The 23,926-nt window shown below is 65.9% G+C and carries 30 protein-coding genes; 24 read left to right on the forward strand and 6 right to left on the reverse strand.

Features of this window, described 5'->3' with window-relative positions:
* Positions 1-3 precede the first annotated feature (3 nt).
* Entirely contained in the window at positions 4-981 is a 978-nt protein-coding gene (locus tag ACVENA_RS20255) for a LuxR C-terminal-related transcriptional regulator (RefSeq protein ID WP_449326791.1), read from the reverse strand.
* Positions 982-1,374: 393 nt separating this feature from the next.
* Between ACVENA_RS20255 and ACVENA_RS20260 the strand changes: the two genes are divergently transcribed.
* The 16 genes from ACVENA_RS20260 (at position 1,375) to mobF (ending at position 13,467) form a co-directional block, all read left to right on the forward strand.
* Positions 1,375-1,599, forward strand: coding sequence for a hypothetical protein (locus ACVENA_RS20260; RefSeq protein ID WP_449326792.1), 225 nt, complete (start codon positions 1,375-1,377; stop codon positions 1,597-1,599).
* Positions 1,600-1,874: 275 nt separating this feature from the next.
* A complete protein-coding gene (locus tag ACVENA_RS20265) occupies positions 1,875-2,303 on the forward strand; it encodes a thermonuclease family protein (protein ID WP_449326793.1) in 429 nt (142 codons plus the stop codon).
* A 253-nt stretch (positions 2,304-2,556) separates the two neighbouring features.
* Positions 2,557-2,877, forward strand: coding sequence for a DUF736 domain-containing protein (locus tag ACVENA_RS20270; RefSeq protein WP_439569697.1), 321 nt, complete (start codon positions 2,557-2,559; stop codon positions 2,875-2,877).
* Positions 2,878-3,346: 469 nt separating this feature from the next.
* Positions 3,347-3,511 (forward strand): hypothetical protein, encoded by a 165-nt coding sequence (locus tag ACVENA_RS20275; protein WP_449326794.1) that lies wholly within the window; start codon positions 3,347-3,349, stop codon positions 3,509-3,511.
* Between the two features lie 120 nt (positions 3,512-3,631).
* On the forward strand, positions 3,632-4,063 hold the full coding sequence (locus ACVENA_RS20280) for a hypothetical protein (protein ID WP_449326795.1): 432 nt from the start codon (positions 3,632-3,634) through the stop codon (positions 4,061-4,063).
* 311 nt (positions 4,064-4,374) lie between these two features.
* The gene (locus ACVENA_RS20285; protein WP_449326796.1) at positions 4,375-4,686 is read left to right on the forward strand and encodes a DUF736 domain-containing protein; all 312 of its coding nucleotides are present in this window, start codon (positions 4,375-4,377) and stop codon (positions 4,684-4,686) included.
* Between the two features lie 123 nt (positions 4,687-4,809).
* Positions 4,810-5,019 (forward strand): transcriptional regulator domain-containing protein, encoded by a 210-nt coding sequence (locus ACVENA_RS20290; protein WP_449326797.1) that lies wholly within the window; start codon positions 4,810-4,812, stop codon positions 5,017-5,019.
* A 40-nt stretch (positions 5,020-5,059) separates the two neighbouring features.
* On the forward strand, positions 5,060-5,578 hold the full coding sequence (locus tag ACVENA_RS20295; protein WP_449326798.1) for a DNA -binding domain-containing protein: 519 nt from the start codon (positions 5,060-5,062) through the stop codon (positions 5,576-5,578).
* 102 nt (positions 5,579-5,680) lie between these two features.
* A complete protein-coding gene (locus tag ACVENA_RS20300) occupies positions 5,681-5,926 on the forward strand; it encodes a helix-turn-helix transcriptional regulator (RefSeq protein ID WP_449326799.1) in 246 nt (81 codons plus the stop codon).
* A 62-nt stretch (positions 5,927-5,988) separates the two neighbouring features.
* Positions 5,989-6,471, forward strand: a complete 483-nt coding sequence (locus ACVENA_RS20305) for a DUF2840 domain-containing protein (protein WP_449326800.1) — start codon at positions 5,989-5,991, stop codon at positions 6,469-6,471.
* Positions 6,441-7,055, forward strand: coding sequence for a S26 family signal peptidase (locus tag ACVENA_RS20310; protein WP_449326801.1), 615 nt, complete (start codon positions 6,441-6,443; stop codon positions 7,053-7,055). The genes ACVENA_RS20305 and ACVENA_RS20310 overlap by 31 nt, the downstream gene beginning before the upstream one ends.
* Positions 7,052-7,387 (forward strand): DUF736 domain-containing protein, encoded by a 336-nt coding sequence (locus ACVENA_RS20315; RefSeq protein ID WP_449326802.1) that lies wholly within the window; start codon positions 7,052-7,054, stop codon positions 7,385-7,387. The genes ACVENA_RS20310 and ACVENA_RS20315 overlap by 4 nt, the downstream gene beginning before the upstream one ends.
* Before the next feature lie 3 nt (positions 7,388-7,390).
* Positions 7,391-8,119 (forward strand): lytic transglycosylase domain-containing protein, encoded by a 729-nt coding sequence (locus ACVENA_RS20320; RefSeq protein ID WP_449326803.1) that lies wholly within the window; start codon positions 7,391-7,393, stop codon positions 8,117-8,119.
* Positions 8,120-8,432: 313 nt separating this feature from the next.
* Positions 8,433-8,801 carry a hypothetical protein gene (locus ACVENA_RS20325; RefSeq protein WP_449326804.1) on the forward strand — a complete coding sequence of 123 codons (369 nt, stop codon included), beginning with the start codon at positions 8,433-8,435 and terminating at the stop codon, positions 8,799-8,801.
* The gene (locus ACVENA_RS20330; protein WP_449326805.1) at positions 8,798-10,684 is read left to right on the forward strand and encodes a type IV secretion system DNA-binding domain-containing protein; all 1,887 of its coding nucleotides are present in this window, start codon (positions 8,798-8,800) and stop codon (positions 10,682-10,684) included. The genes ACVENA_RS20325 and ACVENA_RS20330 overlap by 4 nt, the downstream gene beginning before the upstream one ends.
* Positions 10,684-13,467: a MobF family relaxase gene (mobF, locus tag ACVENA_RS20335; protein ID WP_449326806.1), complete on the forward strand. Its 2,784-nt coding sequence runs from the start codon at positions 10,684-10,686 to the stop codon at positions 13,465-13,467. The genes ACVENA_RS20330 and mobF overlap by 1 nt, the downstream gene beginning before the upstream one ends.
* A gap of 133 nt (positions 13,468-13,600) precedes the next feature.
* Here the strand turns inward: mobF and ACVENA_RS20340 are convergent, their stop codons facing one another.
* Positions 13,601-14,719: a Fic family protein gene (locus tag ACVENA_RS20340; RefSeq protein WP_449326807.1), complete on the reverse strand. Its 1,119-nt coding sequence runs from the start codon at positions 14,717-14,719 to the stop codon at positions 13,601-13,603.
* A 116-nt stretch (positions 14,720-14,835) separates the two neighbouring features.
* Between ACVENA_RS20340 and ACVENA_RS20345 the strand changes: the two genes are divergently transcribed.
* The gene (locus ACVENA_RS20345) at positions 14,836-15,021 is read left to right on the forward strand and encodes a hypothetical protein (RefSeq protein WP_449326808.1); all 186 of its coding nucleotides are present in this window, start codon (positions 14,836-14,838) and stop codon (positions 15,019-15,021) included.
* A 37-nt stretch (positions 15,022-15,058) separates the two neighbouring features.
* Here the strand turns inward: ACVENA_RS20345 and ACVENA_RS20350 are convergent, their stop codons facing one another.
* The 4 genes from ACVENA_RS20350 to ACVENA_RS20365 form a co-directional block, all read right to left on the reverse strand.
* Positions 15,059-15,895 carry a JAB domain-containing protein gene (locus tag ACVENA_RS20350; RefSeq protein ID WP_449326809.1) on the reverse strand — a complete coding sequence of 279 codons (837 nt, stop codon included), beginning with the start codon at positions 15,893-15,895 and terminating at the stop codon, positions 15,059-15,061.
* 101 nt (positions 15,896-15,996) lie between these two features.
* On the reverse strand, positions 15,997-16,563 hold the full coding sequence (locus ACVENA_RS20355; protein WP_449326810.1) for a hypothetical protein: 567 nt from the start codon (positions 16,561-16,563) through the stop codon (positions 15,997-15,999).
* Positions 16,512-16,844, reverse strand: coding sequence for a hypothetical protein (locus ACVENA_RS20360; protein ID WP_449326811.1), 333 nt, complete (start codon positions 16,842-16,844; stop codon positions 16,512-16,514). The genes ACVENA_RS20355 and ACVENA_RS20360 overlap by 52 nt, the downstream gene beginning before the upstream one ends.
* Before the next feature lie 59 nt (positions 16,845-16,903).
* Positions 16,904-17,425 carry a LuxR C-terminal-related transcriptional regulator gene (locus ACVENA_RS20365; RefSeq protein ID WP_449326812.1) on the reverse strand — a complete coding sequence of 174 codons (522 nt, stop codon included), beginning with the start codon at positions 17,423-17,425 and terminating at the stop codon, positions 16,904-16,906.
* 217 nt (positions 17,426-17,642) lie between these two features.
* Between ACVENA_RS20365 and trbB the strand changes: the two genes are divergently transcribed.
* The 7 genes from trbB to trbL are packed head-to-tail and all read left to right on the forward strand — an operon-like array spanning position 17,643 to position 23,922.
* Positions 17,643-18,626 carry a P-type conjugative transfer ATPase TrbB gene (gene trbB / locus ACVENA_RS20370; RefSeq protein ID WP_449326813.1) on the forward strand — a complete coding sequence of 328 codons (984 nt, stop codon included), beginning with the start codon at positions 17,643-17,645 and terminating at the stop codon, positions 18,624-18,626.
* Positions 18,623-18,955: a TrbC/VirB2 family protein gene (locus tag ACVENA_RS20375; RefSeq protein ID WP_449326814.1), complete on the forward strand. Its 333-nt coding sequence runs from the start codon at positions 18,623-18,625 to the stop codon at positions 18,953-18,955. Before trbB ends, ACVENA_RS20375 begins: the two co-directional genes overlap by 4 nt.
* On the forward strand, positions 18,955-19,224 hold the full coding sequence (locus tag ACVENA_RS20380; RefSeq protein WP_449326815.1) for a VirB3 family type IV secretion system protein: 270 nt from the start codon (positions 18,955-18,957) through the stop codon (positions 19,222-19,224). The genes ACVENA_RS20375 and ACVENA_RS20380 overlap by 1 nt, the downstream gene beginning before the upstream one ends.
* Positions 19,221-21,656 (forward strand): conjugal transfer protein TrbE, encoded by a 2,436-nt coding sequence (gene trbE / locus ACVENA_RS20385; RefSeq protein WP_449326816.1) that lies wholly within the window; start codon positions 19,221-19,223, stop codon positions 21,654-21,656. The genes ACVENA_RS20380 and trbE overlap by 4 nt, the downstream gene beginning before the upstream one ends.
* A 13-nt stretch (positions 21,657-21,669) precedes the next feature.
* On the forward strand, positions 21,670-22,389 hold the full coding sequence (gene trbJ, locus ACVENA_RS20390) for a P-type conjugative transfer protein TrbJ (protein WP_449328974.1): 720 nt from the start codon (positions 21,670-21,672) through the stop codon (positions 22,387-22,389).
* 46 nt (positions 22,390-22,435) lie between these two features.
* Positions 22,436-22,645: a putative entry exclusion protein TrbK-alt gene (gene trbK-alt / locus ACVENA_RS20395; RefSeq protein WP_449326817.1), complete on the forward strand. Its 210-nt coding sequence runs from the start codon at positions 22,436-22,438 to the stop codon at positions 22,643-22,645.
* The gene (trbL, locus tag ACVENA_RS20400) at positions 22,642-23,922 is read left to right on the forward strand and encodes a P-type conjugative transfer protein TrbL (protein ID WP_449326818.1); all 1,281 of its coding nucleotides are present in this window, start codon (positions 22,642-22,644) and stop codon (positions 23,920-23,922) included. The genes trbK-alt and trbL overlap by 4 nt, the downstream gene beginning before the upstream one ends.
* Positions 23,923-23,926 lie beyond the last annotated feature (4 nt).

Below are 23,926 nucleotides of genomic sequence, written 5' to 3' on the forward strand. Positions count from 1 at the left end.
GGGTCAGGCCGCCTGCGCTTCGGAAGCGGTAGCGGCGTCATCGTTGCGGCCCTGCGGATCGAGAATCTTGACCGCGTCGCCGGTCGCGGTGATGCGGAAATTCCTGAGGCCGACGCGATCCTTGATCCGGTCCATCTCGTGATGGAAGGCGACAAGGCTCGACCGTCCCGTGAACAGTGATACGACCGCGCCCTGGATATGACCATAAGCCGCGTCACCGACGACCGGCGAAAGCTTGGCCGCGGTCTGGGCGTCGGGGAGCGAGGTCACGAGGGCGCCGAGCTTCGCGATCGCGAGATCGATAGCAGCCTCGGCTTCGGCGAGTTCGGTCGCGATCTTGTTTGCGGCAGCGAGACGTTCCTTGAGCATATCATTTCTCCCTTCACCGCCTCCATTGGATGCGGTCCCCCCTGAAGCATCGAGCAGTCTGGAAAGGGTGGTCAGTCCGTTGACCATCGTCCCCACCGCCACGAGAAACCCGAGCGCGATGGCGAGAATGATCAGGATACGACGCCCTGTCGGAAGCCTGTTGATACCCCAAAAGAATGTAGCGAACGGATGGCTTCGATTCGGCCGCACTTTCCCTCTTCCGGAATCCCGAAGGGATACCAGCCTGTGAAGTCTTTCGCGGCTATATTCGTCGGAGCCGTCGCTTTCCCCCGCCGACGCCCCTGTGTCGCCTGCTTCGGGCCCGCCGGGAATCCCCGAATTTCCATGCCTCAAATTTGAGGTGTCCGTGAAAGCGGCTGTTTTCCCGTGAGAAATTGCAGTCATATAAATTTGTGCGGCATGGGCGCGGTTATTCGCCCCCAGTTTGCGGCACGCGGAACGAATCCGGTCGTCGACGGTATTCGGCGGCACCTCGATTTCGCGGCCGATCTGCTTGGAGGATTTTCCTTTGGCGACGAGCAGCAGACAAGCGCGTTCACCAGCGTTCAATCGGTCTACTCCGGAGCCCGGTTTGCCCGGTTCTTCATTCATTATACCTGACCCCCACGCACAGTCTCCTGCTCCTATACGTTGGTCCCCTCTGGTCACTTAAGCGGTAGTTAAGGTCGTCGAAACCATTTTTTCTGCTCACAGTCGCAGTATAAATTTACCCCCTTGATATATATTGATTATTCTAGGATTCCGTAACGGCAAACCGACAGTTTGATCGGCCGTATCGGCACCGGCATTTGCCGGGATCAAGGTTGTCGCCACCGGAACTTCATTTCGAGCTTCCACCGGGACCAAGGCATACATCCAGGGCAGGCCTGTGTTTCACCCTGCCTTGATCTCCCACCCGCCCTTTCGCGGATCGGAAGCGGACTATTCCCAACCTCGCCAGAGACGAATCTTCACGAAGCAGGATTGCAACGATAGGGCATCTCCATGAGCAAACGCCCAACCATTGCAGAACGCGTCGAAGCCCTTGTCAGGCGCATGGACGGAACTCCGGTCTGCGACGAATGCATCGTCGATCGGCTGGACCTGTCGTCTCTCGCTCAGGCGAGCGTCGTCACGAGTACGGCGGGTGGCACCGGGGGCTTCGAACGGTTGAAGGGGCCGTGCGGCCTCTGCGGCGAGCCGCGGCACGTCATTCGTTACAGGAGCTGAACCTGGAGCAATGCCGGGGCAAAATTGAGCGCGGCAGAAGGAGCGTGCTCTGGCGCCGACAGGCGGCACCAGGGACCGCGCGCTGTTCTGGGCCGCGCGGCACACTTGGCTCGGTTCCCTTGCCGGACGGCGGCTGGCCCACAGGCCCGCGCGCACGCCATCCGGCGGCGGCCTCTCCAAGAGTGCGTTTTTTGGGCGCTTCGCGCCGACCTCCGCATGTGCGGGGCTGCCCGCGGGGTTTGAGTCGGGGGCTCGTCCGCATTACGGGCCGGACGATGTTCAGCCTGTTCCTGCTCGCCTCGGTCGTTCCCGCCGGCCAATCCTTCACCTGCACGCCCGTCGCGGTCTGGGATGGCGATGGCCCGATCTGGTGCGCGGAAGGACCACATGTCCGCCTCGCCGGTATCGCGGCGCGTGAAATGGATGGCCGTTGCAGGCGAGGCCACCCCTGTCCGGACGCCGACCCGGTGAGCGCGCGCGACCATCTCGTGCGCCTGCTCGGCGAGCCGCGCGGTCGCAATCGCACCGGTCATATTCTCGTCCGCGGGCCGGCGATGCGCTGCACGTCGCATGGCGGAGCCGATGGCAACCGTACCGCTGCCTTCTGCACATCGCCCCGTTCCGGCGATATCTCCTGCGCCATGCTGCGGAGCGGTCTCGCCGCGCGCTGGGACAGATATTGGGGACGCCATCGCTGCGACTGACGAGATTCAGGCGCTTGCGGTCGTGCGTGACCGAAGCCATCGGCTGCATGGTTTCAGCGCGGATGTGCGGTGGCGATCGTCCCGCACTTGCCCGAGGCCACCCCTTCCTGTCGCCTTTCTGCGGGTCCGGCTCGCCTTGGGCCGTCAACCCCATGCGGGGTTCGCCCTCGCGTTCCGCTCGGTGACGGCAGCTCGCGGCCCCTTCTTCGGGCGCCATCGGGGATGTTCCCCGAGCAACCGAAGGAGATATTCCATGCCCACCATCGCCAACCTCAACGTCAAGGCTGACGGCAGCTTCGAAGGCACGCTGGCCACCCTCAACGTCACCGCGCCGATCGCGATCGTGCCGAATGGTCGCAAGACCAAGGACAATGAACCCGACTATCGCATCCTCAGCCGCAAGAATGGCTTCGAGCTGGGCGCCGGCTGGAAACGCTTCTCGCAGAACAATGGCGCCGAATATGTGTCGGTCACCATGTCGGCCCCCGAGTTCGGGACGATCTACGGCAATGTCGCCAACGCCCCCGGCGACGATCCGATGAAGAAGGTCATCATCTGGAACCCGCCGGCCTGACGGCTTCTCCGGCTCCGCCTTCAGGGGGAGCCTATTCTCTCCATTGATACTGCAAGGGCGGTCCTCTGGGCCGCCCTTCTTCTTTTGCTGCGGTCAAGCTCGATGGCGTTCTCCCTGGAAGACGGCCTGTTTCCTCGTTGGCGGCGCCCACTCTGCGGAGATTGGGCGGGTCTGCATCGTCCGATGCGATAGCTGCATGTTTGCGTCTCAAATCGTCAGCAAGGTGGCCGGGACGGGGCGGCGAACCGGGGCTGGCAGGCTGGGGGCCGGTCGCATGGAACCGAGCCAGTCCCGCTCTCGATTGCCGCTGATCCCTTGGCCGAGGCCAGGCCTCCTTCAATCAACCCGTAAAGGGTCCCCACGCTTCGCTGGGGCCGCGGCTGCGCGCGCGGTGATTGCGGCTTGGCCCCGTCCGGCGGGGCGCCTGTCGAGCGGGACTGGCCCGCTCCCAAGGACAGGAGTTCATCCCATGCCGCTTTCTACCGCCCAATCGCTCGGCTGGAACCTCGCCCGCACGATGATGACCGTGATCATCCTGATCGAGACCGGCGCCGGCTATTCGGTCATGCCGCTCGACGAGTTCGACGGCGACCCCGAAACGATCGTCTGCGAATATGATCCCTTCAATCGCTGATCGCGAAACAGGTCCAGATTGGGTCCGGTTCGGGTTCGCCCCCGGACCGGCTCCTGCTATGCCTTGCCGGCAGGTTGCGCTGAGGAGGTGGTGGCGGGCGCGTCCGACTGGAGGACGGTCATGACGCTGATGCTGATCCTTGGCGCGGGTGCCGCCTTCTATGGCCTGCTGCTCCTCTTTCGCTGCGCCAAATTCGCGCTGCCCGTCTTCGCGGGGCTGGGGCTCGCCCTCCATCTCCGCGACCTCGGATATGGATGGTCGATCCTGATCGGGTCCGGATTGATCGCGGGCGGTCTCCTATTGGGTCTTGGCCGGCACCTGGCGAGCGGGTCGGCGCCCTTGCCGATCCGGCTCGCCGTGCTGCTGCTGTTCGCAGGCGCTGCCGCATCTGCCGGCTATCAGGCCGGAATGGCGCTCGCGGAGCTTGGCGATCTCGACGGATGGACGCAGCGCGGACTTGCCATCCTCACCGGTCTCGTCGCCGGCATCGCGAGCTGGCGGGATCTCTTGTCGCCGGGGGCGGACATCGAACGACCGGTCGTGCACACATAGGCGATCGTCCTGCCGTTCCGGTCCTTCGCGTTCCGGTCGAATGGCCAGACATCCGTCCGCCGGGCTTCACCTTCGCGGCCTCTCGAATGGCGCCATCTGTCAGCGGGCCGCTTTCGCTGGCCCGGCCCGGTGCAACCGCGCCTTTTCGACTTTCTTCCCCCGGCGTGCCGCCGTTCCTCGCGAAACAAGAAAGACGAACGACGCGGTCCTCCGCTTCGCTGCGGGCCTGCGGCTGCACCGCCGGTCCCCGCTGACGGTCGATGCGCATCGAGGCCGCGATGGTGCGGCCCGATCCAGGAAAGGAATGCATCATGGCCAGGATCGGCACGTTCAAGAAAGTCTCCGGAGAATTTCGGGGCGACATCGTCACCCTCTCGGTGCAGGCGAAATCGGTTCGCATCACGCCCGAGAAGGACCCGAGCGGCAACGCGCCCACCCACCGCGTCTTCATCGGCGAAGCCGAGGTCGGTGCGGCCTGGGAGAAGCAAACGCAGGACAAAAGGCTCTATCTTTCGGTCAAGCTCGACGATCCGAGCTTCACCGCCCCGATCTACGCGCAGCTCTTCGAGGGCGAAGGCGGCGAGCATGATCTGCTCTGGAACCGCCAGACCCGCCGCGATTGAACCGGAGGGACCCGCCCGGCGCTGCCGGGCGGGATACCCACTTATGGGGAAGGCGATCCCTGCGCCTTGGAATTGGCGGCCGCCCGTCCCTCGCCGATTCTGCCACCTCTCGAGGAGGCCGCGGTGGCAGATGCGAAGTCGGAAGAAGAGTCAGGACGGGGCCGCCTCGACTTTCCCGGCTTCGCCCAGGAATTTCTTCGCCGCAGCCCCGATTATCGCCGCGACTATGACAGCGTCATGGCGGATCGCGCAGCCGATCCGGCGTCGCAGGAGGTGATGGCCCGGCGATGGGGCCTCTGCTTTCCCGGTCGACCCGCACCTGTCGGCGCCTGAAGCGCCCGCCTTCTGGGACCCGGCTTGCTGTCCCTATGTCGTGATTCTCGATACCGCGGCGGGCGCCCTCGGAGCCGCTGCGCACTTTGATCCGGCTCGCTGGACGCATCGCCTTGCGCATCGCAGCGAAGAGGATGGCGCTCATTTTATCCTAGGCGATGGCGCGGCGCGCTACCGGATCTGGTTGCGCGGCGAGGCGGGTGGCGGACCGCCGGTTGCCGCCATGCCATGCGATGCGATGATCGAAACGCGCCTTCGGGCCGTTTCCGATCTCGATCACTGGCTGCGCGGAGTGCCGATCGTTTCGCCCGCCGCGCGGCCGACGGCCTATCAGGCGCGGCGCCTCGCTCTGCTGCTGTCGATTCTCGACCTCCGTGGAGGCGCGCCCGTCACGAACCATGAGGTTGCCCGCCGGCTCATCTATCCGCGCCTCGATTTCGGTCGCGGCGCGGCGTGGAAATCTTCGCCCGAGCGCCGCCGCACCCAGCGCCTGATCCGCGAAGCCGAGGCGTTCGCGGCGGGCGGCTACCGCGCGCTGCTCGCGGGGCGACAAAAATAGCATCGCGATTCAGCCGCTCCCCCACGGGCGCGCTTTGGCGCCACGACGCGCCATCGCCCGCTGATCCGCTTTTCCGAATTCCATCGCTGGAAGGAGCCTCCCATGACCGCCGCGCACCCACCGCGCTATCTGAGGACACCCGACGCCGCGCGCCGCGTCGGCCTCTCGCCGCGGACGCTCGAGAAGCATCGCTGCTACGGGACCGGTCCGGCCTATCGCAAGCTTGGTGGCCGGGTCGTCTATGCGATCGACGAGCTCGACGCATGGGTCGAACTTGGCCGGCGCTCGTCGACCTCGGACCCCGGCACCGGAACCGTGCATCCGGCTGTTCGGCAGCTTTCGCGCTGATGAGGGGCGCTCCTCCTTTGCAGCGGACGCCATCTCCCAGGCGTGCCGATGCGCGCGTCCCTGTGTCGTCTTCGCTGCCGGGCAGCCGGCTCACCGAGGTCGAACTCACCTGGATCGAGGGACGCCATGAGCAGTGGATTCGCTTCGGCCGCGTGGCGGCCGAGCGCATCCTGAGCCGCGCAACGCGCGTGGTGGTGTTTCGTCCGGGCGCCCTGTTTGCCTTTGTGCGCTGGACCTCGAACGATTTCGGCACGGTCCATTCGAACATCGCGATCGCTGTCGCCGTCGCGCCGGACACGCCCTATGCAACGCTGCCGTTCGTCCGCCCCGGTGCCGAAATCCTGGCGCGGATCGAAGGCTGGCCGAAGGTCCGCAAAGTGCTCGAAGCCATCGATGCGGTGGAAGCCGCCGGCATCGATCCATGCGATGCGGCGCCCGATCATTGGCGCCATGTCGGCAACCGGATCACCGCCGGCCTGCCTTTCCGGCCCTATGGCGTCGATCGCCACAGCGCATGGCTACGCCGCCGGGCAGTGGAAGCATGAACCGCCGCGCGCTCCACGTCACCGCGGCCGCCGTGACGCTCTTCGGCACGCTTTTCGCGGCGGCTGCCTGGCTGAAGCCGGCGCCGCGGCTTCTCTGGAATGCGAGCGCCAGCGCGCCGACAGGGCTCTACAGGATCGACGTCGGCGCACGGCCGCGGCGCGGCGACCTCGTCGCCATCGCCCCGCCGCCTGCACTCGCGGCCTTTCTCGCCGAGCGCGGATATCTGCCGCAAGGCGTGCCGCTTCTGAAGCGGGTCGCCGCTCCTCCCGGCGCACTCGTCTGTCGCTCGGGCGTCTTCGTCACCGTCGACGGGGTTGGGGCCGTCCGCGCGCTGACGCGCGACCGGGCGAACCGTCCGCTCCCCATCTGGACCGGCTGCCGCACCGTCGGGCGCGGCGAACTCTTCCTCGTCAATGCAGCGCGCGACAGCCTCGACGGGCGCTATTTCGGGCCGGTCTCCGACGCGGGCCTGATCGGCACCGCGCAACCCGTCCTGACCCGAGTGCGCGATGGCGCGCCGCTCCGCTGGCACCTCGCGGGTCTATCCGGAGCCCCCTCGATACCCAAGCAGGAGAGTGAATGATGATCATCGGCACGATGCGCGGCAAGGTCTCGGAGGGCTTCGCCGGTTCGATCCGGACGCTGTCGTTCGACGCACAGATCACGGTGTTGAAAGCGCCTTTTTCCGAAAATGACAATGCGCCCAAGTGGCGGATATTGATCGGCGATCCCGCGCTCGGCGCCGAAATCGGCGCCGGCTGGGACCGCGTCGGATCGCGCGGCTATTATATCGCGCTGCAGATCGACGACCCAAGCCTGCCAGCCCCGCTGCGCGCGAACATGGTCCGTCTCGGCGACGATCCCGGCGATTTTTCGATCCTCTGGTCGCGCCCCGAACCGCAGGACGGGAACTGAGCCATGGCGCGGCTGCTGCGCGCCGCCGGCGGTCTCGCGCTGCGTTTCGCGGCGCCGTGCGGGGCGCTGCTCGCGGCGCTTGCCCTGCCCTCGGCTTGCACATCGGCTGCCGCCGCAGTGCAGCCGGGCGGTCACCCGCTTGCCGCCCCGGTCGCCGAAGCGGCGCAGCGTTTCGGCATTCCCGAACGCTGGATCTGGCGCGTGATGCACACCGAAAGTCGGGGCAGGGCCGGCGCCGTTTCGCACGCTGGCGCGATGGGCCTGATGCAGATCATGCCCGCGACCTGGGCATCACTGACGGCGCGCCACGGGCTGGGATCGAACCCGTTCGACCCGCGCGCCAACATCCTCGCGGGTGCGGCCTATCTGCGCGCGATGTGGGACCGCTATGGCGACATCCGGCTGATGCTTGCCGCCTATAATGCGGGCCCCGGCCGCGCCGACGCCTTTGCAGCGGGACGCCGCGGACTGCCCGCCGAGACGGTCGCCTATGTGTCGAAAATTACGTCTGGTCTCAGCCTCCGGGAACGGGTTTCGCCCGCTACCGGAACGGCAATTCCTGCCCCGCCGTGGCGCAGCGCGAGTCTCTTTCCCACCCGCAGCGGGTCACCGCGACGCAGGGATGAAGATGCCGCCATTGTCGAGCGTGAGGTGCCGAATAATGGTCTCCACGGCGAGACCGGTCGCGTCGATTCCTTGTTCGTGCCGCTATCCGCAGAGGATCGTCAATGACACGCGTTGGATATTTTGTGCAGTTTTCGGCACGGTCTCGTGTACCGCGAGGTGCACGGAATATTGCACGGCCCTTGGCTCATACGACAACTCGGCCAGTCGTCACGCCCTTTGGTAAAGTGGCAAAGTTGCAGGGCCGCGATGCTACGCATCGGACCCGTAATTTGGATACACACCTCACGCACGGGTGCATCCAGCTTTTCCGTCACTTTTCGAGCGGCGGATTCGACGTCAGGTCGGATCGACCACTTGAAAGCGTCGGAATACCACCGCTTTTGGAGACGGCGCATCGGCGTCCCAAGCGAGCACCGCGATGAGGCTGGTGAAGCACACGGTGCGCTTGCCGGTCGAGGTCGACAAGGCGGTGATCGAACTCGCACGAGCGAAGGGCGACACCGCCTACGCGACGCTCGCGAGGTGCGTCGAAGCCGGGGTCGCGGCGCTGTCTCGCCCGCCTGCGGACGGCGGCGACAGTCGCGAACTCGTCGCCGAACTTGTGTCGCTCGGCAACAGGCTTGTCGATGTCGAACAAATACTCGACCGCACCCTGTTCACGGCATGCGCGGCTTATTGCTATGCACGCAGCGCGGCGATGGGCGACGACAAGACCGACGAATTCCTCACCGCCGAGACCAACCGGGCCTATGACCGGCAACGCGCCGCGATGGCGGAACGGCGATGAGCGAGCCGCATGATCGCCGGCTTCATGCGGAGACGCTGCGGCGGCATTCTCGCTACGGCCAGATGCGGCGCTTCAAATGGCAGGTTACGATCATGGTCTCGTCGATCGCGCTCGGCGGTCTGGCCGCACCCTGGCTGGTGCTCGATCCGCGCATCCTTCAGGACACCGGCACCCATTATCATGCGAAGATGCTGTCATGGTTCGCGGGCAGCGCCGGCGGCGATCCCGGGATCGTGATCCATTACGAGGGGACGGATTATCTGACGCCCGCCCGCACGGTCGCGACCGATCCCTATTTCGTTCGTCGGGCCGGCATCACCAAGTCGTTTGTCATGCGCGGCGGCATGCTGGGGTTCGTCGCGTGGCTGTCGGGCTTGTTCCTGCTTCGCGATCTTGCGGCGCGGCGGCGCGAACGCGCGATCCGAGACCGCGTCATCGGCGGCACCAGGGTGACCAGCGAGACGGAACTCGCAAAGCTGGCGCGAGCTGAAGCCGGCACACGGTCGCTTGCGATCGGCCCGGTTCCCTTTCCCGGCCGCCTCGAAACCCGGCACCTGGCGATGGTGGGCACGACGGGCAGCGGCAAGACCACGGTGCTGCGCCAGCTGCTCGACGGGATCGCGGCGCGCGGCGAGGCGGCGCTGGTCTACGATACCAGCGGCGAGTTCATCGCCCATTATTACCGGCCCGAGTGCGGCGACATCATCCTCAATCCGTTCGATGCCCGCTGCGTCTACTGGTCGCCTTTCGCCGAGATCGCACATCCGGCCGACGCCGATCGTATCGCGCAGCAGCTCGTTCCCGAGACCGGTGACAAGGACAATGACGTCTGGCTGGAGACGAGCCGCATCCTCGTCGCCAACATGCTCCGGCAATTGTGGAAGGAGAAGAAATGCACGCTGCCGGACCTGCTCGAAGCGCTGCAAACATGGGATAAAGACAAGCTCAAGACCTGGCTGAAGGACACGTCGTCAGCGCGCACCTTCGCCGACGACGCCGATCGGGCTACCGGCAGCGTTCTCTTCATGCTCGCGAAAGCCGCGAACCTGATCCAGTTCCTGCGCATGCCGGAGGAAGGCGAAGAAGCTTTTGCCTTTCGCGACGTCATCGCCGGCCTCGACGAGCGGGAAGGGGCGAAGCCCTGGATCTTCGTGCCGCGCAAGGAGGAGCATTTTTCGGCGCTGAAGCCACTGCTCGCCTGCTGGCTCGAATGCGCCGCGAGCGCGATGTTGGCCCTGGCTCCGTCGCCGGGCCGGCGTGTCTGGTTCCTGCTCGACGAGTTGGCCGACTTGCCGCGCGTCGACAATCTCACGCGGCTGCTGCCCGAAGGGCGCAAATTCGGGGCGGCGGTCGTGCTGACCTTCCAGGCCGTCGGACAGATGCGGCATCGCTATGGCGACGATCTCGCCGAATCGATGCTCGGCTGCTGCAACACCAAGCTCTTCCTCCAGATGACCGATGGCGAGTCCCGCCGCTGGGCGAGCGAGACGATCGGCACCTGCGAGGTCGAGATGCGCACGATGACCGGCGCGCTCGGCGACGGCGACGACAAGCCGCGGATGACGCTGGGCCGCCAGCGCCAGACCCGTCCGGCGGTGTTCGAGAGCGAACTTCGCCTTGCGCGCCATGAGGGCTATTTGCTGTTCCCCGACGGGTTCCCGGTCGCGCGCATCGCGCTCACCGCCGATCATATTGAAAAGCGTGGCGAGCCGCGCCAGCCCGCCTTCGTCGCGGCAAACCCCGAGACGACCCTCTGGCATCGATCGGTTGAGGCCTCTCCTGCCGAAAAGCCTGAGGACATAGCGGGGCCGGCGGCCGGGAAGCCGAAGGAAAAAAAGAAGCCAGCGGTGCCCCCGTCCGCAGCCGATGATGGACCGGTTTGATGGTGGCGTCGGTATCGGTGCTGACCAGCTCGGCGCAGGCGAACAGCTATTATGAAGCCGATGACTATTATGCGGAGGGCGGGCTGTCGCCGTCCGAATGGCACGGCAAGGGCGCTGAGGAGCTTGGCCTGTCGGGCGACGTCGACCGCGATGTCTTCCGCGACCTGCTCGACGGCAAGGTCGCGGGTCAGCAGCTCGGTATGGTTCGCGACGGCCAGCTCGAGCATCGCCCCGGCTGGGACGTGACCTTGAGTGCGCCTAAGTCGGTGTCGATCATGGCCGAAGTTGCCGGCGACCGGCGCTTGATCGAGGCGCATGGGCAGGCGGTGAAAACGGCGCTTGCGCATGTCGAGGCGCATATGGCCGCGACGCGCGTTCGCAGCGGTGGCGCGGTGACCCGTGAGGCGACGGACAATCTTATCGTCGCGAGCTTCCAGCATGGCACCAGCCGGGCGCAAGACCCGCAGCTTCATACCCACAATGTCATCATGAACGCGACGCGGGGCGAGGACGGCTCGTGGCGCAGCCTCGAACCGCGCGCCATCTATCAACTCCAGAAGCAGATCGGCGCGATTTACCGGCAGGAGCTGGCGCTCAAGGTTCGCGAACTCGGCTATGAGATCGACACGGGCAAGGACTCGATGTTCGAGATCAGGGGTGTCGCCTCCGAGGTCATGGCGGCGTTCAGCACCCGCAGCGCCGAGATCGAAGCCGCGCTCGGCGAGCGTGGGACTTCGCGCGAGGAGGCGAGTGCGGCTGAGAAGCAGGTGGCGGCGCTCGACACGCGGCAGGCGAAGGTCGCGGCCGATCAGGCGTCCTTGGTCGTGGACTGGCGCGCGACCGCCGACCGGGCCGGGTTCGATGCGAACGCCCGGCTTGCGCTCGTTGGAGACGCGCAGGCCAACTCCGCGCGAGGAGCGGACATATTGGAGCGGACGGGCGCGGCTGACCGTGCAGTTGCCCATGCCGCCGACAAGCTCGGCGAGCGGCACTCGGTCTTCTCGGTCGCGGCGCTTCACGAGGAAGCGGGACGGGTTGGCCTTGGAAAGGTCAGCTACGCGCAGATCGGGCAGGCGATCGAGACGGCCAGCGCGCGGGGCGACCTCGTCGGTCGCACCTTTCTTGACCGGCGCGGTGCCGAGTTCGCCGGGCTCACCACGCGCCAGAATATCGAGGCCGAAACCCGCTTGCTCCGCATCGAGGCGGCGGGTCGCGGCGCATTCGTGCCGATCGCGTCGCCGCTGGCAGCCGCGAAGGCGGTCGCGGTCGCCTCGCGGCAGGCCGAACGCGATGGCTTTGCATGGAATGAAGATCAGCGCGCAGCGACCGAGCAGCTTCTGACAAGCCGTAATCGCATCACCGCGGTGCAAGGCTATGCCGGCACCGCGAAGACCACGACGGTTCTCGCGACCTTCGCGCGCGAAGCGGAGGCGCGCGGGGTGTTGGTCGCCGCGCTCGCGCCGACGGCATCGACGGCGATGGTGCTCGGCGAGGCGCTGGGAACGCGCGGGAACACGGTCGCGCGGCACTTGCTGTCGCCGGGACATGCGGCTGCCGGCCAGCCCACCGCCTGGATCGTCGATGAGGCTTCGTTACTCTCGGCCCGCGATACGGCCCGGCTGTTCGATCTCGCCGAAAAGCATGATGCCCGCATCGTCCTTGTCGGGGATGTGAAACAGCTGGGATCGGTCGAGGCCGGTGCGGCATTCGCGCAGCTTCAGGATGCCGGCATGGAAACCGCGAGGCTTGAGGAGATCGTCCGTCAGACCAATACCGCGACCAGGGAGGCAGTGCTGGCGTCGATCGAGGGCGATGCGAAAAAGGCGCTCGCCGCGCTCGATCGCGGTGGCGGCGCAATCATCGAAGGCGCCGACCGCGCGGAGCGCTTCGCCGCGATCACCGAGCACTATGTCGGGCTGGACAAAGCCACCCGCGCTCGGACGCTTGTCATCGAACCTTCGCGCGAAGGGCGCGACGCATTGACCGCGGATATTCGTGAGGCGCTCGTCCGGTCGGGCGCACTCAAAGGACCCGCCCTGGTCGTGGAAAGTCTGGTCAACAAGGGGCTGACCCGCGCCGAGGCGCGCGACCCGCTGAGCTATGACAAGGGCGACGTGGTCCGCTTCTCCCAAGATTATGCGGATAAGGGCGTCGCACGCGGCGAGGCGTTCCGGGTGGAAGCTGTCGATCCGGCCAAGGCGGCGGTCGCGCTGCGATCAGAAGCTGGCAGGGAAGTGGACTGGCGATTGCGGCAATGGGGTGCCGGCAAGGCGCAGCTATTCGAGGCGCAACGTCTCGAACTCCGGGCCGGCGACAGCATCCGGTTCACGCGCAACGATCGCGAGGCGGGCCGGGTGAATGGCTCCCGGGCCGAAGTGATAACCGTAGATGTCGAGACCAGGACCGTCACCGTTCGAGGCTCGCGGGGTCAGGTTCAGACGCTGCATGTCGATGCCGCCCGCGATCGGCATATCGCGCATGGTTATGTCGACACCGCGTTTGCGGCGCAGGGACGCACGGCCGATCATGTCATCGTCCATGCCGACAGCCGCGCTACCAATCTGGTTGATCAGAAGAGCTTTTATGTCGGAATCTCGCGCGCGAAGCAGTCAGCGACGATTTATACCAATGACCGCGCGAAGCTGGTCTCGGCGATCAATGAGCGCGCGGGCACGGTTCAGACAGCGATAGCTCAAGCCGCCGTTTCCGGATCCGCGATCGCCAAAGCGAGCACGCCCGGATTGGCGCAGACGCTCGCTTCCCGCTTCGGTGCCGGGCTTTAGTACGCGGGTTTGGCATTTTGCGTATCGAAGCAGCGAAACAGGCCGCCGCTGGATCCCCATGCGATTTGCACGGTTCGCTCTGCAGTTTGGGCAAGGTGTCTGCGCCTGGCACCGACCGCCGCAGCGCCTCGGGTCAGACGATGTTGCGCCCTTCGGCAATATTGAGCAGTTCGCCGAACATGAAGGTGGCCGGTGCCCGGCCCGATGCACGCACGACCTCGTGGAGCATTCCATTGTCGCGAAGGGCACGGATGATCGTCCGGGCGGTCGGCCCGGGAATCTGGGCCGCACGAATGAAGTCCGGTGTCTGGAAAATCGGTCGCTGAAAAATCCAGTCGAGCGCGCGCACGGCATATTGCGAATGCGTAACTTCGACCACCCAGTCGCGCTTTTCCTGGTGCAGCTTGAGAATGGCTTGGGCTTTGCGCGTGTTGACCTCGGCTTGCGCGATGATCCCTTTCAGAAAAAAGACCACCCATCCCGTCCAGTCGCCAGTGCGCGACACGGCCAGGAGGCGATCATAATATTCTTCGCGGTTGGCCTCGAGATATTCCGAAAGATAGAAATTGGGGCGCGAGAGCAAACCGTGCGTGTAGAGAAATAGCGGAATGACCAGTCGGCCCAGGCGGCCGTTGCCGTCAAGAAACGGATGGATCGACTCAAATTCCGCGTGGACGACGGCAAGCTGGACGAGGCGATCGGGCGCGTCGGCATGAATATAGGTTTCCCAGGCTGACATGGCCGCTTCGATCTGATCGGCTGCCGGGGGAACGAACCGTGCCTGTTCGATGGTGCAGCCTTCGGGGCCGATCCAGTTCGGGATGCGGCGATATTCGCCGGGCGCTTTGCCGCGCCCGCGGACACCATCCATCAAGACTCTGTGCGCGGCCTTGATCAGGCGCTGCGACAGCGGCAGTCCCTCGGACATCATGCGCGTCGCTTCGTTGAGCGCCGCACGGTAATTGAGCACTTCGCGTGCATCGGCCTTTTTTGGCGTATTCTCGTCGAGGAGGTCGCCTTGCGCTTCAAATTCGAGGACCTCGCCCAAAGTCACCTGCGTGCCCTCGATCTTGCTCGACAGAACGGCTTCCCGGACAGTCAACGGCGACAAGAGGATATTGGGATTGGGAATGCCCGCCAACACGCCCTCGTAGCGAGCGATGGCGGCGTTTGCCGGCCCCACGAGCGGAAAAATCGCGCCGAGATCGAGGTCCGATGGAGGAAAGCCCCCCAGATGATATTGAACTGGCAAATCCGCCTCCGCCCGATCGTCGGCGATCGATCGGATTTGATGATCGCCAGATAACAACGAAAGCCTTTGATGATCGTGAAAGGCGGTTTTGCCAACAACAAATTTGTTTGTGGTAATTGGGCGATCATCAAGCTGATGGGCTCGGATGGTATGTCGAATTGTCGAACGAGGCCTTCGCGCTCTTCGTCCGGTCCTCGCTCATCAACTATACGCCGCTGCTCGGCGGGACCCTTCGCGCGGCGCAGGCGAACGGCGGGAAAAGGTCGGAAGCCTTTTCAGCCGCCGCATGGAGCTTGGGCTGAAGCTCGGGGACGAACTCTCGCGCGACATGGACGGCGGTCACTCGTCGCCCGCCGCGAAATAGGCCATCAGCCGGTGCGCGAGACGGGGCGTCAGCCGGATAAAATTGCGCCGCCCGTCATGGCGATCCGCTTCGCGGATCACCAGTCCGGCGTCGCAAAGCCGCTGCAACAACCGCAAGGCGCTGCTCATCGGCAGGCCCGATGCGATACAAAGCGAACCGGTCGACACCGGCTTTATTTCGGCCTCATGGATGAAGAGGTCGATGAGCATATCCCAGGCAGGCTCGCCGAACAGATCGTCGGCGCCGATGAGCTGGCGGCGCAGGATTCGCCGCCGTGATATCCGCTGCGCATTGGCGAGCGCCCGTTCCATCTCGGACCCATCGCGCCAGTCCGACGCCTCGTCGCGAAGCGCGAACCGCGCCGACGAACCGGGGCCGGATGATATTCGCTGCTGCAATATGCTTCGGTGCCCGCATGAGGTTACGACGATATGCTCGATCAGTTCGACATCCAGCGCGCGACCGATCGCGGCCAGCCGCTCGGTCACTTCGACATCGGACGAACTCGGAGTCGGATCGCCGCTGGGATGGTTGTGGACCAGGATGATCGCTGCGGCATCCAGCTCGATCGCACGCCGGAAAATGGTGCGGGGATAGATTGCGAGATATCCCAGCGTTCCATTCTGCAATTGCTCATCGGCGATGAGATCGCGCGCGGGACCAAGAAAGAGCACGCGCAGCACTTCGTCGGGCAACGCGCCCATCGAGGCTTTCAGATAAGCGAGCAGCCTGGGATTGGCGGGATCGATAATGCGGCCGGGAAGCTCGGCACGCAGGGCCTCGAGATTGGCCGAGCGCGCGGCGACGAGCATGGCGGCAACCGGGCTATTCTTGCCGAGGGTCCGCGCCAGCGCTTCCGGCGATTGGGCAAGCAGGCGCGCCAGTGTCCGATGTTCGGTGAGCAGCGCTTCGGCTAGCGCCTCGCAATTGTCGGGATCGATGGCCGCGACAAGATTTGCCAGGACGGCTCGCTGTCGCCGCGCGCCAGCCGACGCTGATGACGCCAGGTTGCGACGATGAGGATCGCCGGCACCGGCCAGGACGTCGCGACCTGCATCGCCAGATAGGCCGCCGGATGAAGCGTCATGTCGAGGATCCGGCTCGAGTGGGCGAGGAGCGGGGCCAGGTGCAAGACGGCGATGCACATCGGCCAGAAACGATGCGCAAAAAGCGCGAGCGCGACGGTAGACGCCGCGCCGAACAGGTCGATCGCGAGATGTCCGGTGTCGAGCGACGCAAAATTCGGCGGAACATACAGGTGAAGGAGCTGGTCCGAGCCGACCATCGTCACCGCAATCGCCGCCATCACCCGTTCGGGCGCGCCGCCCCGCCAGGCGGCGTAGCCGACAGCAACGGCCAGGAAAGCGAGAAACAAGGCAATACGCACGCCTCGAAACTTCCATGGCCGTCGCTCCCGGTCAACCGGCGTCAGGCGGCCGATGCCCGCGTGCTCCCCGCCGTTTCGGCAATCGACGGGCATTCGTGAAGATCATAGCCGGCGGTCTCGCGCCCGAGGTCGGAGAGTTCGCCATGGACGCGCAGGATGTCGCCGCTGACATCGACGAGGGCCACCTGCGCTTTCATCAGCCGGCGGATCGTGGCATGGCCTCTCGTTGCGGGGACACCCTTGGTGTCGCGCCGCGCCGTCACCACGCTCGTCATCAGCGACGACACCGCGATAAGCGCATCGTCGATCCGGACTTCGGCGGCCGGAACATCGCGGACCAGGCGAGCTGCCGCGATAGCGATTTCGTTGGACATGACTTCTCCTCTGCCGGAAGCATCTGCTCCGGCCGTTGACGGTGGACAGGATGAAGGAATCAGCCGGAGATCAGCCGCGTCAGCGTTTCGCCGATGTTCACACCCGCCAGCGCGAGAAGGATCAGGCCGCCGAACATGGCCGCCATGATCCAGACTCTGCCCGATCGGGAATGATCGTGCCTCCAGAGACCCTTGAACAGTGAGCCGAGCGCGGCTGGATAGTCTGCGAGCGACATATTGTCGTTCATTGCCAGCGCATCGCTCGGCTCACCGTCCGGAAAGTCGGATGGCACCAACCCCGGCCCCGGCGGTAGTATGACCGGATCATATGATATCCGGTCATAGGTCCGGCGGAGCCGCGCATAGATCAGCGCGGTTTCGTCGCGGTTCGCCGCGCCCAATATGCTGCGGGCGGTGGTCAGCCGAAGATCGACTGCCTGCTTCGAAATATCGAGGCGTCGCGCAATCTGTTTCGAGGTCTGGCGTTCGAGCAAGAGATCGAGACAAGCGCGCTGCTTCTCGGTGAGGCGCATCCACCGCGCGTGTTCGTCTTCTGACGGCTGCGACCCCGAATCAGTCATAGTTACACTCTTGTCAAAATCGCGCCGGGCACAAGCTACGCGTCACGATTCGCGGTTGCTCGCACGACGTTACGCCCCGGCGCCTACGCCACCGCCTGTCTTTCTTCGCTGGCGTTCGACACACGCAAATCCCTGTTGAACTTCGGGCATTCGTGCGTCTCTTACTCATCCCCGTCGAACGGGGGCCCTTGCCCCGGCATGAGAAACGGGGAAACCGATGGGCGCAGAACCGGTCCGGCTGGAGGCACGTCATCGTAGCGCGCGTATGCTGCGCACCGCGATGGGCGGCGCGATCGCGGAATGGCTTGCCGACCCGCAGATCATCGAAATCATGCTCAATCCCGATGGCCGGCTCTGTGTCGATCGGCTGGGCAAAGGCATTGCGGACAGCGGTGAAAGGCTGAGCGCGGCGGACGGCGAGCGCATCATTCGCCTCGTTGCGCATCATGTCGGTGCCGAAGTGCATGGCGCGGCGCCCCGCGTTTCCGCCGAGCTTCCCGACGGGGGTGAGCGCTTCGAAGGCCTGCTGCCGCCGGTCGTCGCCGCTCCCACATTCGCCATCCGCAAACCCGCGATCGCCGTCTTCACGCTCGGCGACTATGTCGCCTCTGGAATCATGCCGGCGGAAGCGGCCGATATTCTTCGCCGCGGGGTGCGCGACCGGCTCAACATTCTGGTCGCGGGCGGCACCGGCACCGGCAAGACGACGCTGACCAACGCCCTGCTCGCCGAGATCGCGGGCAGCAACGACCGGATCGTGCTGATCGAGGACACGCGCGAGCTGCAATGCGCCGCGCCCAATCTCGTCGCGATGCGGACGAAGGACGGTGTCGCCTCGCTGTCCGATCTTGTCCGCTCGTCGTTGCGCCTTCGGCCCGATCGCATCCCGATCGGCGAGGTGCGCGGCGCCGAAGCGCTCGACCTCCTGAAAGCCTGGGGCACCGGCCACCCGGGCGGCGTAGGCACGATCCACGCCGGGACCGCGCTCGGCGCGCTGCGCCGCATGGAGCAGCTGATCCAAGAAGCCGTGATCACCGTGCCGCGCGCGCTGCTCGCCGAGACGATCAACCTCGTGGCCGTGCTCGTCCGTGACGGAACGGGGCGGCGCCTCGCCGAACTGGCACGCGTCGACGGGTTCGACCGGCTCACCCTCGAATATCGCCTCACCCCGCTTATCGCCCCCGAAGGAGACAATCGATGATCCATGCCCCACGGCATGGCGCGCGCCGCGCCATACTCTGCTCGACCGCCCTTTTCCTGGCGTTCGCCGTGTCGGCGCCCGCCCAGGCCGGCGGCTCGTCGATGCCATGGGAAGCCCCGTTGCAGTCGATCCTTGAAAGCATCGAGGGGCCGGTCGCCAAGATCGTCGCGGTGATCATCATCATCGTGACCGGGCTCAGCCTCGCTTTCGGCGACACCTCGGGCGGCTTCCGCCGGCTGGTCCAGATCGTGTTCGGCTTGTCGATCGCCTTCGCCGCCTCGAGCTTCTTCCTCTCCTTCTTTTCCTTCGGCGGCGGAGCGCTCGTCTGATGGGCCGGGAGGAGGAGGTGCCGGGCTTCTTTGCCCCGGTCCACCGGGCCTTGGCCGAGCCCATCCTCTTGGGCGGGGCCCCGCGATCGCTCGCGATCGTCAACGGCACGCTCGCGGGCGCGGTGGGCCTCGGGCTCCGCCTCTGGCTCGTCGGCCTCGCCATCTGGGCGGCCGGTCACGCCCTCTCGGTCTGGGCCGCGCGCCGCGATCCCGCTTTCGCCGACGTCGCCCGGCGTCACCTCAAATATCCTGTCTGGATGCGCCCATGATGAATCTCTCCGAATACCGATCGAAATCCGCCCGCCTCGCCGATTTTCTCCCTTGGGTCTGCCTGGTGGCGGAGGGCGTGGTGCTGAACAAGGACGGCTCCTTCCAGCGCACGGCGCGCTTTCGCGGGCCTGACCTCGACAGCGCCACGCCCGCCGAACTCGTCGCGGTGACATCGCGGCTCAACAGCACATTGCGCCGGCTCGGATCGGGCTGGGCGGTGTTCGTCGAGGCGCAGCGCGCGCCGGCGCTGTCCTATCCCGTGTCGGAGTTTCCCGATGTGGTGTCGGAGCTCGTCGACGTCGAGCGCCGCGAGCAGTTCCGCGAGGAAGGCGCGCATTTTGAAAGCTTCTATTATCTGACCCTGCTCTGGATGCCGCCCGCCGAAGAAGCCGCGCGCGCCGAGGCCTGGCTCTATGAGGGGCGGTCCAAGACCGGGGTCGATCCCAATGAGCTGCTCGCGGGCTTCATCGATCGCACCGGCCGCGTGCTCCATCTCGTCGAGGGCTTCATGCCCGAGGCCGAATGGCTGGGTGACGGCGAGACGCTGACCTATCTTCACAGCTGCATCTCGACGAAGGCGCAGCGCGTGCGCGTCCCCGAGACGCCGGCCTATCTCGATGCACTACTCGCCGACGAGGCGCTGGTCGGCGGCCTCGAACCGCGGCTCGGCGATCATCATCTGCGCACGCTCACGATTACCGGTTTTCCGAGCGTCACCTTTCCGGGGCTGCTCGACGAGCTCAATCGCCAGGCTTTCGGCTACCGTTGGTCGTCGCGCGCGATCATGCTCGACAAGACCGACGCGACCAAGCTGCTGATGAAAATTCGCCGCCAATGGTTCGCGAAGCGCAAGTCGGTCGCCGCAATCCTCAAGGAGGTGATGACCAACGAGGCGTCGGTGCTGATGGACAGCGACGCCTCGAACAAGGCGGTCGACGCCGACATGGCGCTGCAGGAACTCGGCGCGGACGAGGCCGGCATCGCCTATGTCACCGCGACGATCACGGTGTGGGACCGCGATCCCGCGCTGGCCGCCGAGAAGCTCCGGCTGGTCGAAAAGATCATCCAGAGCCGCGACTTCACCTGCACCGTTGAGGGCGTGAATGCGCTCGAAGCCTGGTTCGGGAGCCTCCCCGGCCATGTCTATGCCAATGTTCGCCAGCCCCCCGTCTCCACCCTCAATCTCGCCCACCTGATCCCCCTCTCGGCTGTGTGGGCGGGGGCGGAACGGGACGAGCATTTCGGTGATGCCCCCTTGCTTTACGGCAAGACTGAAGGCTCGACCCCGTTCCGCCTTTCGCTCCATGTCGGCGACGTCGGCCATTGCCTCGTCGTCGGACCGACGGGCGCCGGCAAATCGGTGCTGCTGGCGCTAATGGCGATGCAGTTCCGGCGCTACGAGGGCAGCCAGATCTTCGCTTTCGACTATGGCGGCTCGATCCGCGCCGCGGCGCTCGCGATGGGCGGCGACTGGCAGGATCTCGGCGGCGCGCTGCACGATGCGGGAAGCGATGGATCGGTCGCTTTGCAGCCGCTCGCGCGCATCGACGAGGCGGCCGAGCGGGCCTGGGCCGCCGAATGGCTGGCCGCGCTTCTCGCCGGCGAGGGCGTCGCAGCGGGTCCGGCGGCGAAGGAGCATATCTGGTCGGCGCTGACCTCGCTCGCCACGGCGCCGGTTTCCGAGCGCACGCTGACCGGCCTCGCGGTTTTGCTCCAGTCGCAGGAACTGAAGCTCGCCCTTTCGCCCTATCTCGTCGGCGGCCCCTGGGGCCGCCTGCTCGATGCCGAGGCCGAGCATCTGGGTTCCGCACGGGTGCAGGCGCTCGAAACCGAGGGCCTGGTCGGTGCCTCGTCTGCAGCGACCGTGCTGTCCTATCTGTTCCACCGGATCGAGGGCCGCCTCGACGGCTCGCCGACGCTGATCATCATCGACGAGGGCTGGCTCGTCCTCGACAGCCCGGCCTTCGCGGCGCAGTTACGCGAATGGCTGAAAACGCTGCGCAAGAAAAACGCGAGCGTCATCTTCGCGACCCAGAGCCTCGCCGATATCGAGGGATCGCGCATCGCGCCCGCGATCATCGAGAGCTGCCCGACGCGGATTTTCCTGCCGAACGAGCGCGCGGCGGAGCCGCAGATCTCCCGCGTCTATGAACGCTTCGGCCTCAACGATCGGCAAATCGAAATCCTCAGCCGGGCGACGACGAAGCGCGACTATTATTGTCAATCGCGCCGCGGCAACCGCCTGTTCGACCTCGGCCTCGGCGACATCGCGCTGGCCTTTGCCGCCGCTTCCTCGAAATCCGACCAGATCCGCATTGGCGAACTCATCGCCGCGCACGGGCAGGACCAGTTCGCCGCGGCCTGGCTCCGCCACCGCGGCCTCGAGTGGGCCGCCGACCTGCTCGGAAACCTCGAAATCGCAGCCCCCTGAAGGAGTGAATATGATGAACATGTCTTTGTACCGCCGTGCCGCGCTGGCCGGCCTCGTCGCGATTGCCATGCTGCCCGCGGGTGCCGCCATCGCCCCCGCGAGCGCGCAGGTCGGCGGGATCGTCCACGATCCGCGCAACTATGCCCAGAACATCCTGACCGCCGCGCGCACGCTCGAGCAGATCAACAATCAGATCAAGCAGCTGCAGAACCAGGCAACCTCGCTCGTCAACGAGGCGCGCAACCTGCAGAACCTGCCGGTCTCGACGCTGCAGGAGCTGCAGGGCCAGGTCGATCGCACGCGCGAGCTGCTCGGGGAGGCGCAGCGCGTCGCCTTCGACGTCGGCGATATCCAGAAGACGTTCGACGCGCGCTACCGCGGCTCGGCGCTGACAGGTCCGCAGGCGGTGCTGGTCGCCAATGCCGAGGCGCGCTGGAACGACAGCGTCGGTGCCTTCCAGGATGCCATGAAGGTGCAGGCCGGCGTCGTCACCAACATGGGCGGCGCGCGCCAGACGATCGGTACGCTGGTGACCGCGAGCCAGTCGGCGACCGGCGCGCTGCAGGCAGCGCAGGCGGGCAATCAGTTGCTCGCGCTCCAGTCGCAGCAGCTTGGCGATCTGGCCGCGGCGATCGCCGCACAGGGTCGCGCCGAAATGCTCGACGCCGCGCGCGCCGCAGCGGCAGAGGCAGAAGGGCGCGAACGCTTCCGCCGCTTCCGCAAGGGCAATTGAGATGGGCTGGGCGGGAAAGCTCGTGGCTGGCGCGATCGTTGGAGGCATGGCGCTGACGCTCGCACTTCTGGCCGCAGTGAACCCGCCCGCGCCCCGTGCGTCCGCTCCCTCTCAGATCTCCGGAGCGGACGCACGACCCGTTCTTCCCGACACGCTGCGGCGGTGCCGCACGGTCACCACCGCCGATCCCGAATGCGAGGCGGCGTGGGAAGCGAAACGCCACCATTTCTTCGGCCAAGAGGAAGATGAGAGATGAACGATACGGGCGTAATCGACCAGTTTCTGTCGGTCTTCTCGACCTATATCGACAGCGGCTTCGGCCTGCTTGGCGGCGAGGTCGGCTTCCTCTCCTCTACGCTGATCGTGATCGACGTGACGATCGCCGCGCTCTTCTGGGCGTGGGGCACCGACGAGGATGTGCTGCAACGGCTCGTCAAGAAGACGCTCTATATCGGTGTCTTCGCCTTCATCATCGGGAATTTCCAGGCGCTTTCTGTCATCCTGCTCGAGAGCTTCGCAGGCCTTGGTCTCAAGGCGAGCGGCGGGGCGATGGCGATCGGCGACTTCATGCGCCCCGGCATGATTGCCGCGACCGGCCTCGATGCCGCCGAACCTTTGCTCGATGCGACCGCCGACCTAGTAGGCCCGGTCGGCCTCTTCACCAACTTCGTTCAGATCCTGATCCTGCTGATCGCCTGGGTGATCGTGGCCCTCGCCTTCTTCATCCTCGCGGTACAAGTCTTCGTTACCATTCTCGAATTCAAGCTGGTGACGCTCGCGGGCTTCGTCCTGCTGCCCTTCGCCTTTTTCAATCGCACCGCCTTCATGGCCGAGCGTGTACTCGGGCACGTCATCTCCTCGGGCATTAAACTGCTCGTTCTCGCGGTGATCACTGGGATCGGCGTCACCCTGTTCGAGCGCTTCATGGAAGCAGGCCTCGGCACCGAGCCCGACATCCGCGAGGTAATGGCAATCGCACTTGGCGCGCTGACCCTCCTCGGTCTCGGCATCTTCGGTCCGAGTGTCGCGAACGGCATCGTTGCCGGCGGTCCGCAGCTCGGCGCCGGTGCAGCAGCAGGAACGACCTTGGCCGCCGGTGCGACGATCGCCGCCGGCGCCGCGGGAGCGACGCTTGCGACCGGCGCCGCCGCGTCGATGGCCGGGAAGGGAGCGGCGGGCGCCTCGCGTGCTGCCGGATCGGCGTCGGCTTCCTATGCCCGCGGTGCTGCTGGCAAGTCCGGGATGCGGGCCTTCGGATCCGGCATTGCCAATGTTGCGCGCGACGCCGCGAGCGGCGCGGATTCGCCGCTGCGGCGGGCCGCGGCCCGCCTTCGCCAGAATTTCGCCGAGGGGCAGGCCGGAAAGGCGGCGCCTGCCGCTGCTGGGGCGGAGGCGGCCTCCCAGCCCGCTTGGGCGGCAGCCATGAAACGGCGGCAGGCGATCAGCTCGGGCGCCACGATCGGCGCGCAGACACTGAAGCAAGGCGACAGCCATGGCGCCGGCTCGGCACCCGACATCAGCCAGAAGGATTGAGATC

Source organism: Sphingopyxis sp. 550A (assembly GCF_053569535.1).

Coding starts and splice junctions, on each gene's coding strand:
- ACVENA_RS20255 (WP_449326791.1), bottom strand. CDS start 981: ATGAATGAAGAACCGGGCAAACCGGGCTCCGGAGTAGACCGATTGAAC.
- ACVENA_RS20260 (WP_449326792.1), top strand. CDS start 1,375: ATGAGCAAACGCCCAACCATTGCAGAACGCGTCGAAGCCCTTGTCAGG.
- ACVENA_RS20265 (WP_449326793.1), top strand. CDS start 1,875: ATGTTCAGCCTGTTCCTGCTCGCCTCGGTCGTTCCCGCCGGCCAATCC.
- ACVENA_RS20270 (WP_439569697.1), top strand. CDS start 2,557: ATGCCCACCATCGCCAACCTCAACGTCAAGGCTGACGGCAGCTTCGAA.
- ACVENA_RS20275 (WP_449326794.1), top strand. CDS start 3,347: ATGCCGCTTTCTACCGCCCAATCGCTCGGCTGGAACCTCGCCCGCACG.
- ACVENA_RS20280 (WP_449326795.1), top strand. CDS start 3,632: ATGACGCTGATGCTGATCCTTGGCGCGGGTGCCGCCTTCTATGGCCTG.
- ACVENA_RS20285 (WP_449326796.1), top strand. CDS start 4,375: ATGGCCAGGATCGGCACGTTCAAGAAAGTCTCCGGAGAATTTCGGGGC.
- ACVENA_RS20300 (WP_449326799.1), top strand. CDS start 5,681: ATGACCGCCGCGCACCCACCGCGCTATCTGAGGACACCCGACGCCGCG.
- ACVENA_RS20310 (WP_449326801.1), top strand. CDS start 6,441: ATGGCTACGCCGCCGGGCAGTGGAAGCATGAACCGCCGCGCGCTCCAC.
- ACVENA_RS20315 (WP_449326802.1), top strand. CDS start 7,052: ATGATGATCATCGGCACGATGCGCGGCAAGGTCTCGGAGGGCTTCGCC.
- ACVENA_RS20320 (WP_449326803.1), top strand. CDS start 7,391: ATGGCGCGGCTGCTGCGCGCCGCCGGCGGTCTCGCGCTGCGTTTCGCG.
- ACVENA_RS20325 (WP_449326804.1), top strand. CDS start 8,433: ATGAGGCTGGTGAAGCACACGGTGCGCTTGCCGGTCGAGGTCGACAAG.
- ACVENA_RS20330 (WP_449326805.1), top strand. CDS start 8,798: ATGAGCGAGCCGCATGATCGCCGGCTTCATGCGGAGACGCTGCGGCGG.
- mobF (WP_449326806.1), top strand. CDS start 10,684: ATGGTGGCGTCGGTATCGGTGCTGACCAGCTCGGCGCAGGCGAACAGC.
- ACVENA_RS20350 (WP_449326809.1), bottom strand. CDS start 15,895: ATGCTCGTCGCCGCGCGCTCGGCCAATCTCGAGGCCCTGCGTGCCGAG.
- ACVENA_RS20355 (WP_449326810.1), bottom strand. CDS start 16,563: ATGCCCGTCGATTGCCGAAACGGCGGGGAGCACGCGGGCATCGGCCGC.
- ACVENA_RS20360 (WP_449326811.1), bottom strand. CDS start 16,844: ATGTCCAACGAAATCGCTATCGCGGCAGCTCGCCTGGTCCGCGATGTT.
- ACVENA_RS20365 (WP_449326812.1), bottom strand. CDS start 17,425: ATGACTGATTCGGGGTCGCAGCCGTCAGAAGACGAACACGCGCGGTGG.
- trbB (WP_449326813.1), top strand. CDS start 17,643: ATGGGCGCAGAACCGGTCCGGCTGGAGGCACGTCATCGTAGCGCGCGT.
- ACVENA_RS20375 (WP_449326814.1), top strand. CDS start 18,623: ATGATCCATGCCCCACGGCATGGCGCGCGCCGCGCCATACTCTGCTCG.
- ACVENA_RS20380 (WP_449326815.1), top strand. CDS start 18,955: ATGGGCCGGGAGGAGGAGGTGCCGGGCTTCTTTGCCCCGGTCCACCGG.
- trbE (WP_449326816.1), top strand. CDS start 19,221: ATGATGAATCTCTCCGAATACCGATCGAAATCCGCCCGCCTCGCCGAT.
- trbJ (WP_449328974.1), top strand. CDS start 21,670: ATGAACATGTCTTTGTACCGCCGTGCCGCGCTGGCCGGCCTCGTCGCG.
- trbK-alt (WP_449326817.1), top strand. CDS start 22,436: ATGGCGCTGACGCTCGCACTTCTGGCCGCAGTGAACCCGCCCGCGCCC.
- trbL (WP_449326818.1), top strand. CDS start 22,642: ATGAACGATACGGGCGTAATCGACCAGTTTCTGTCGGTCTTCTCGACC.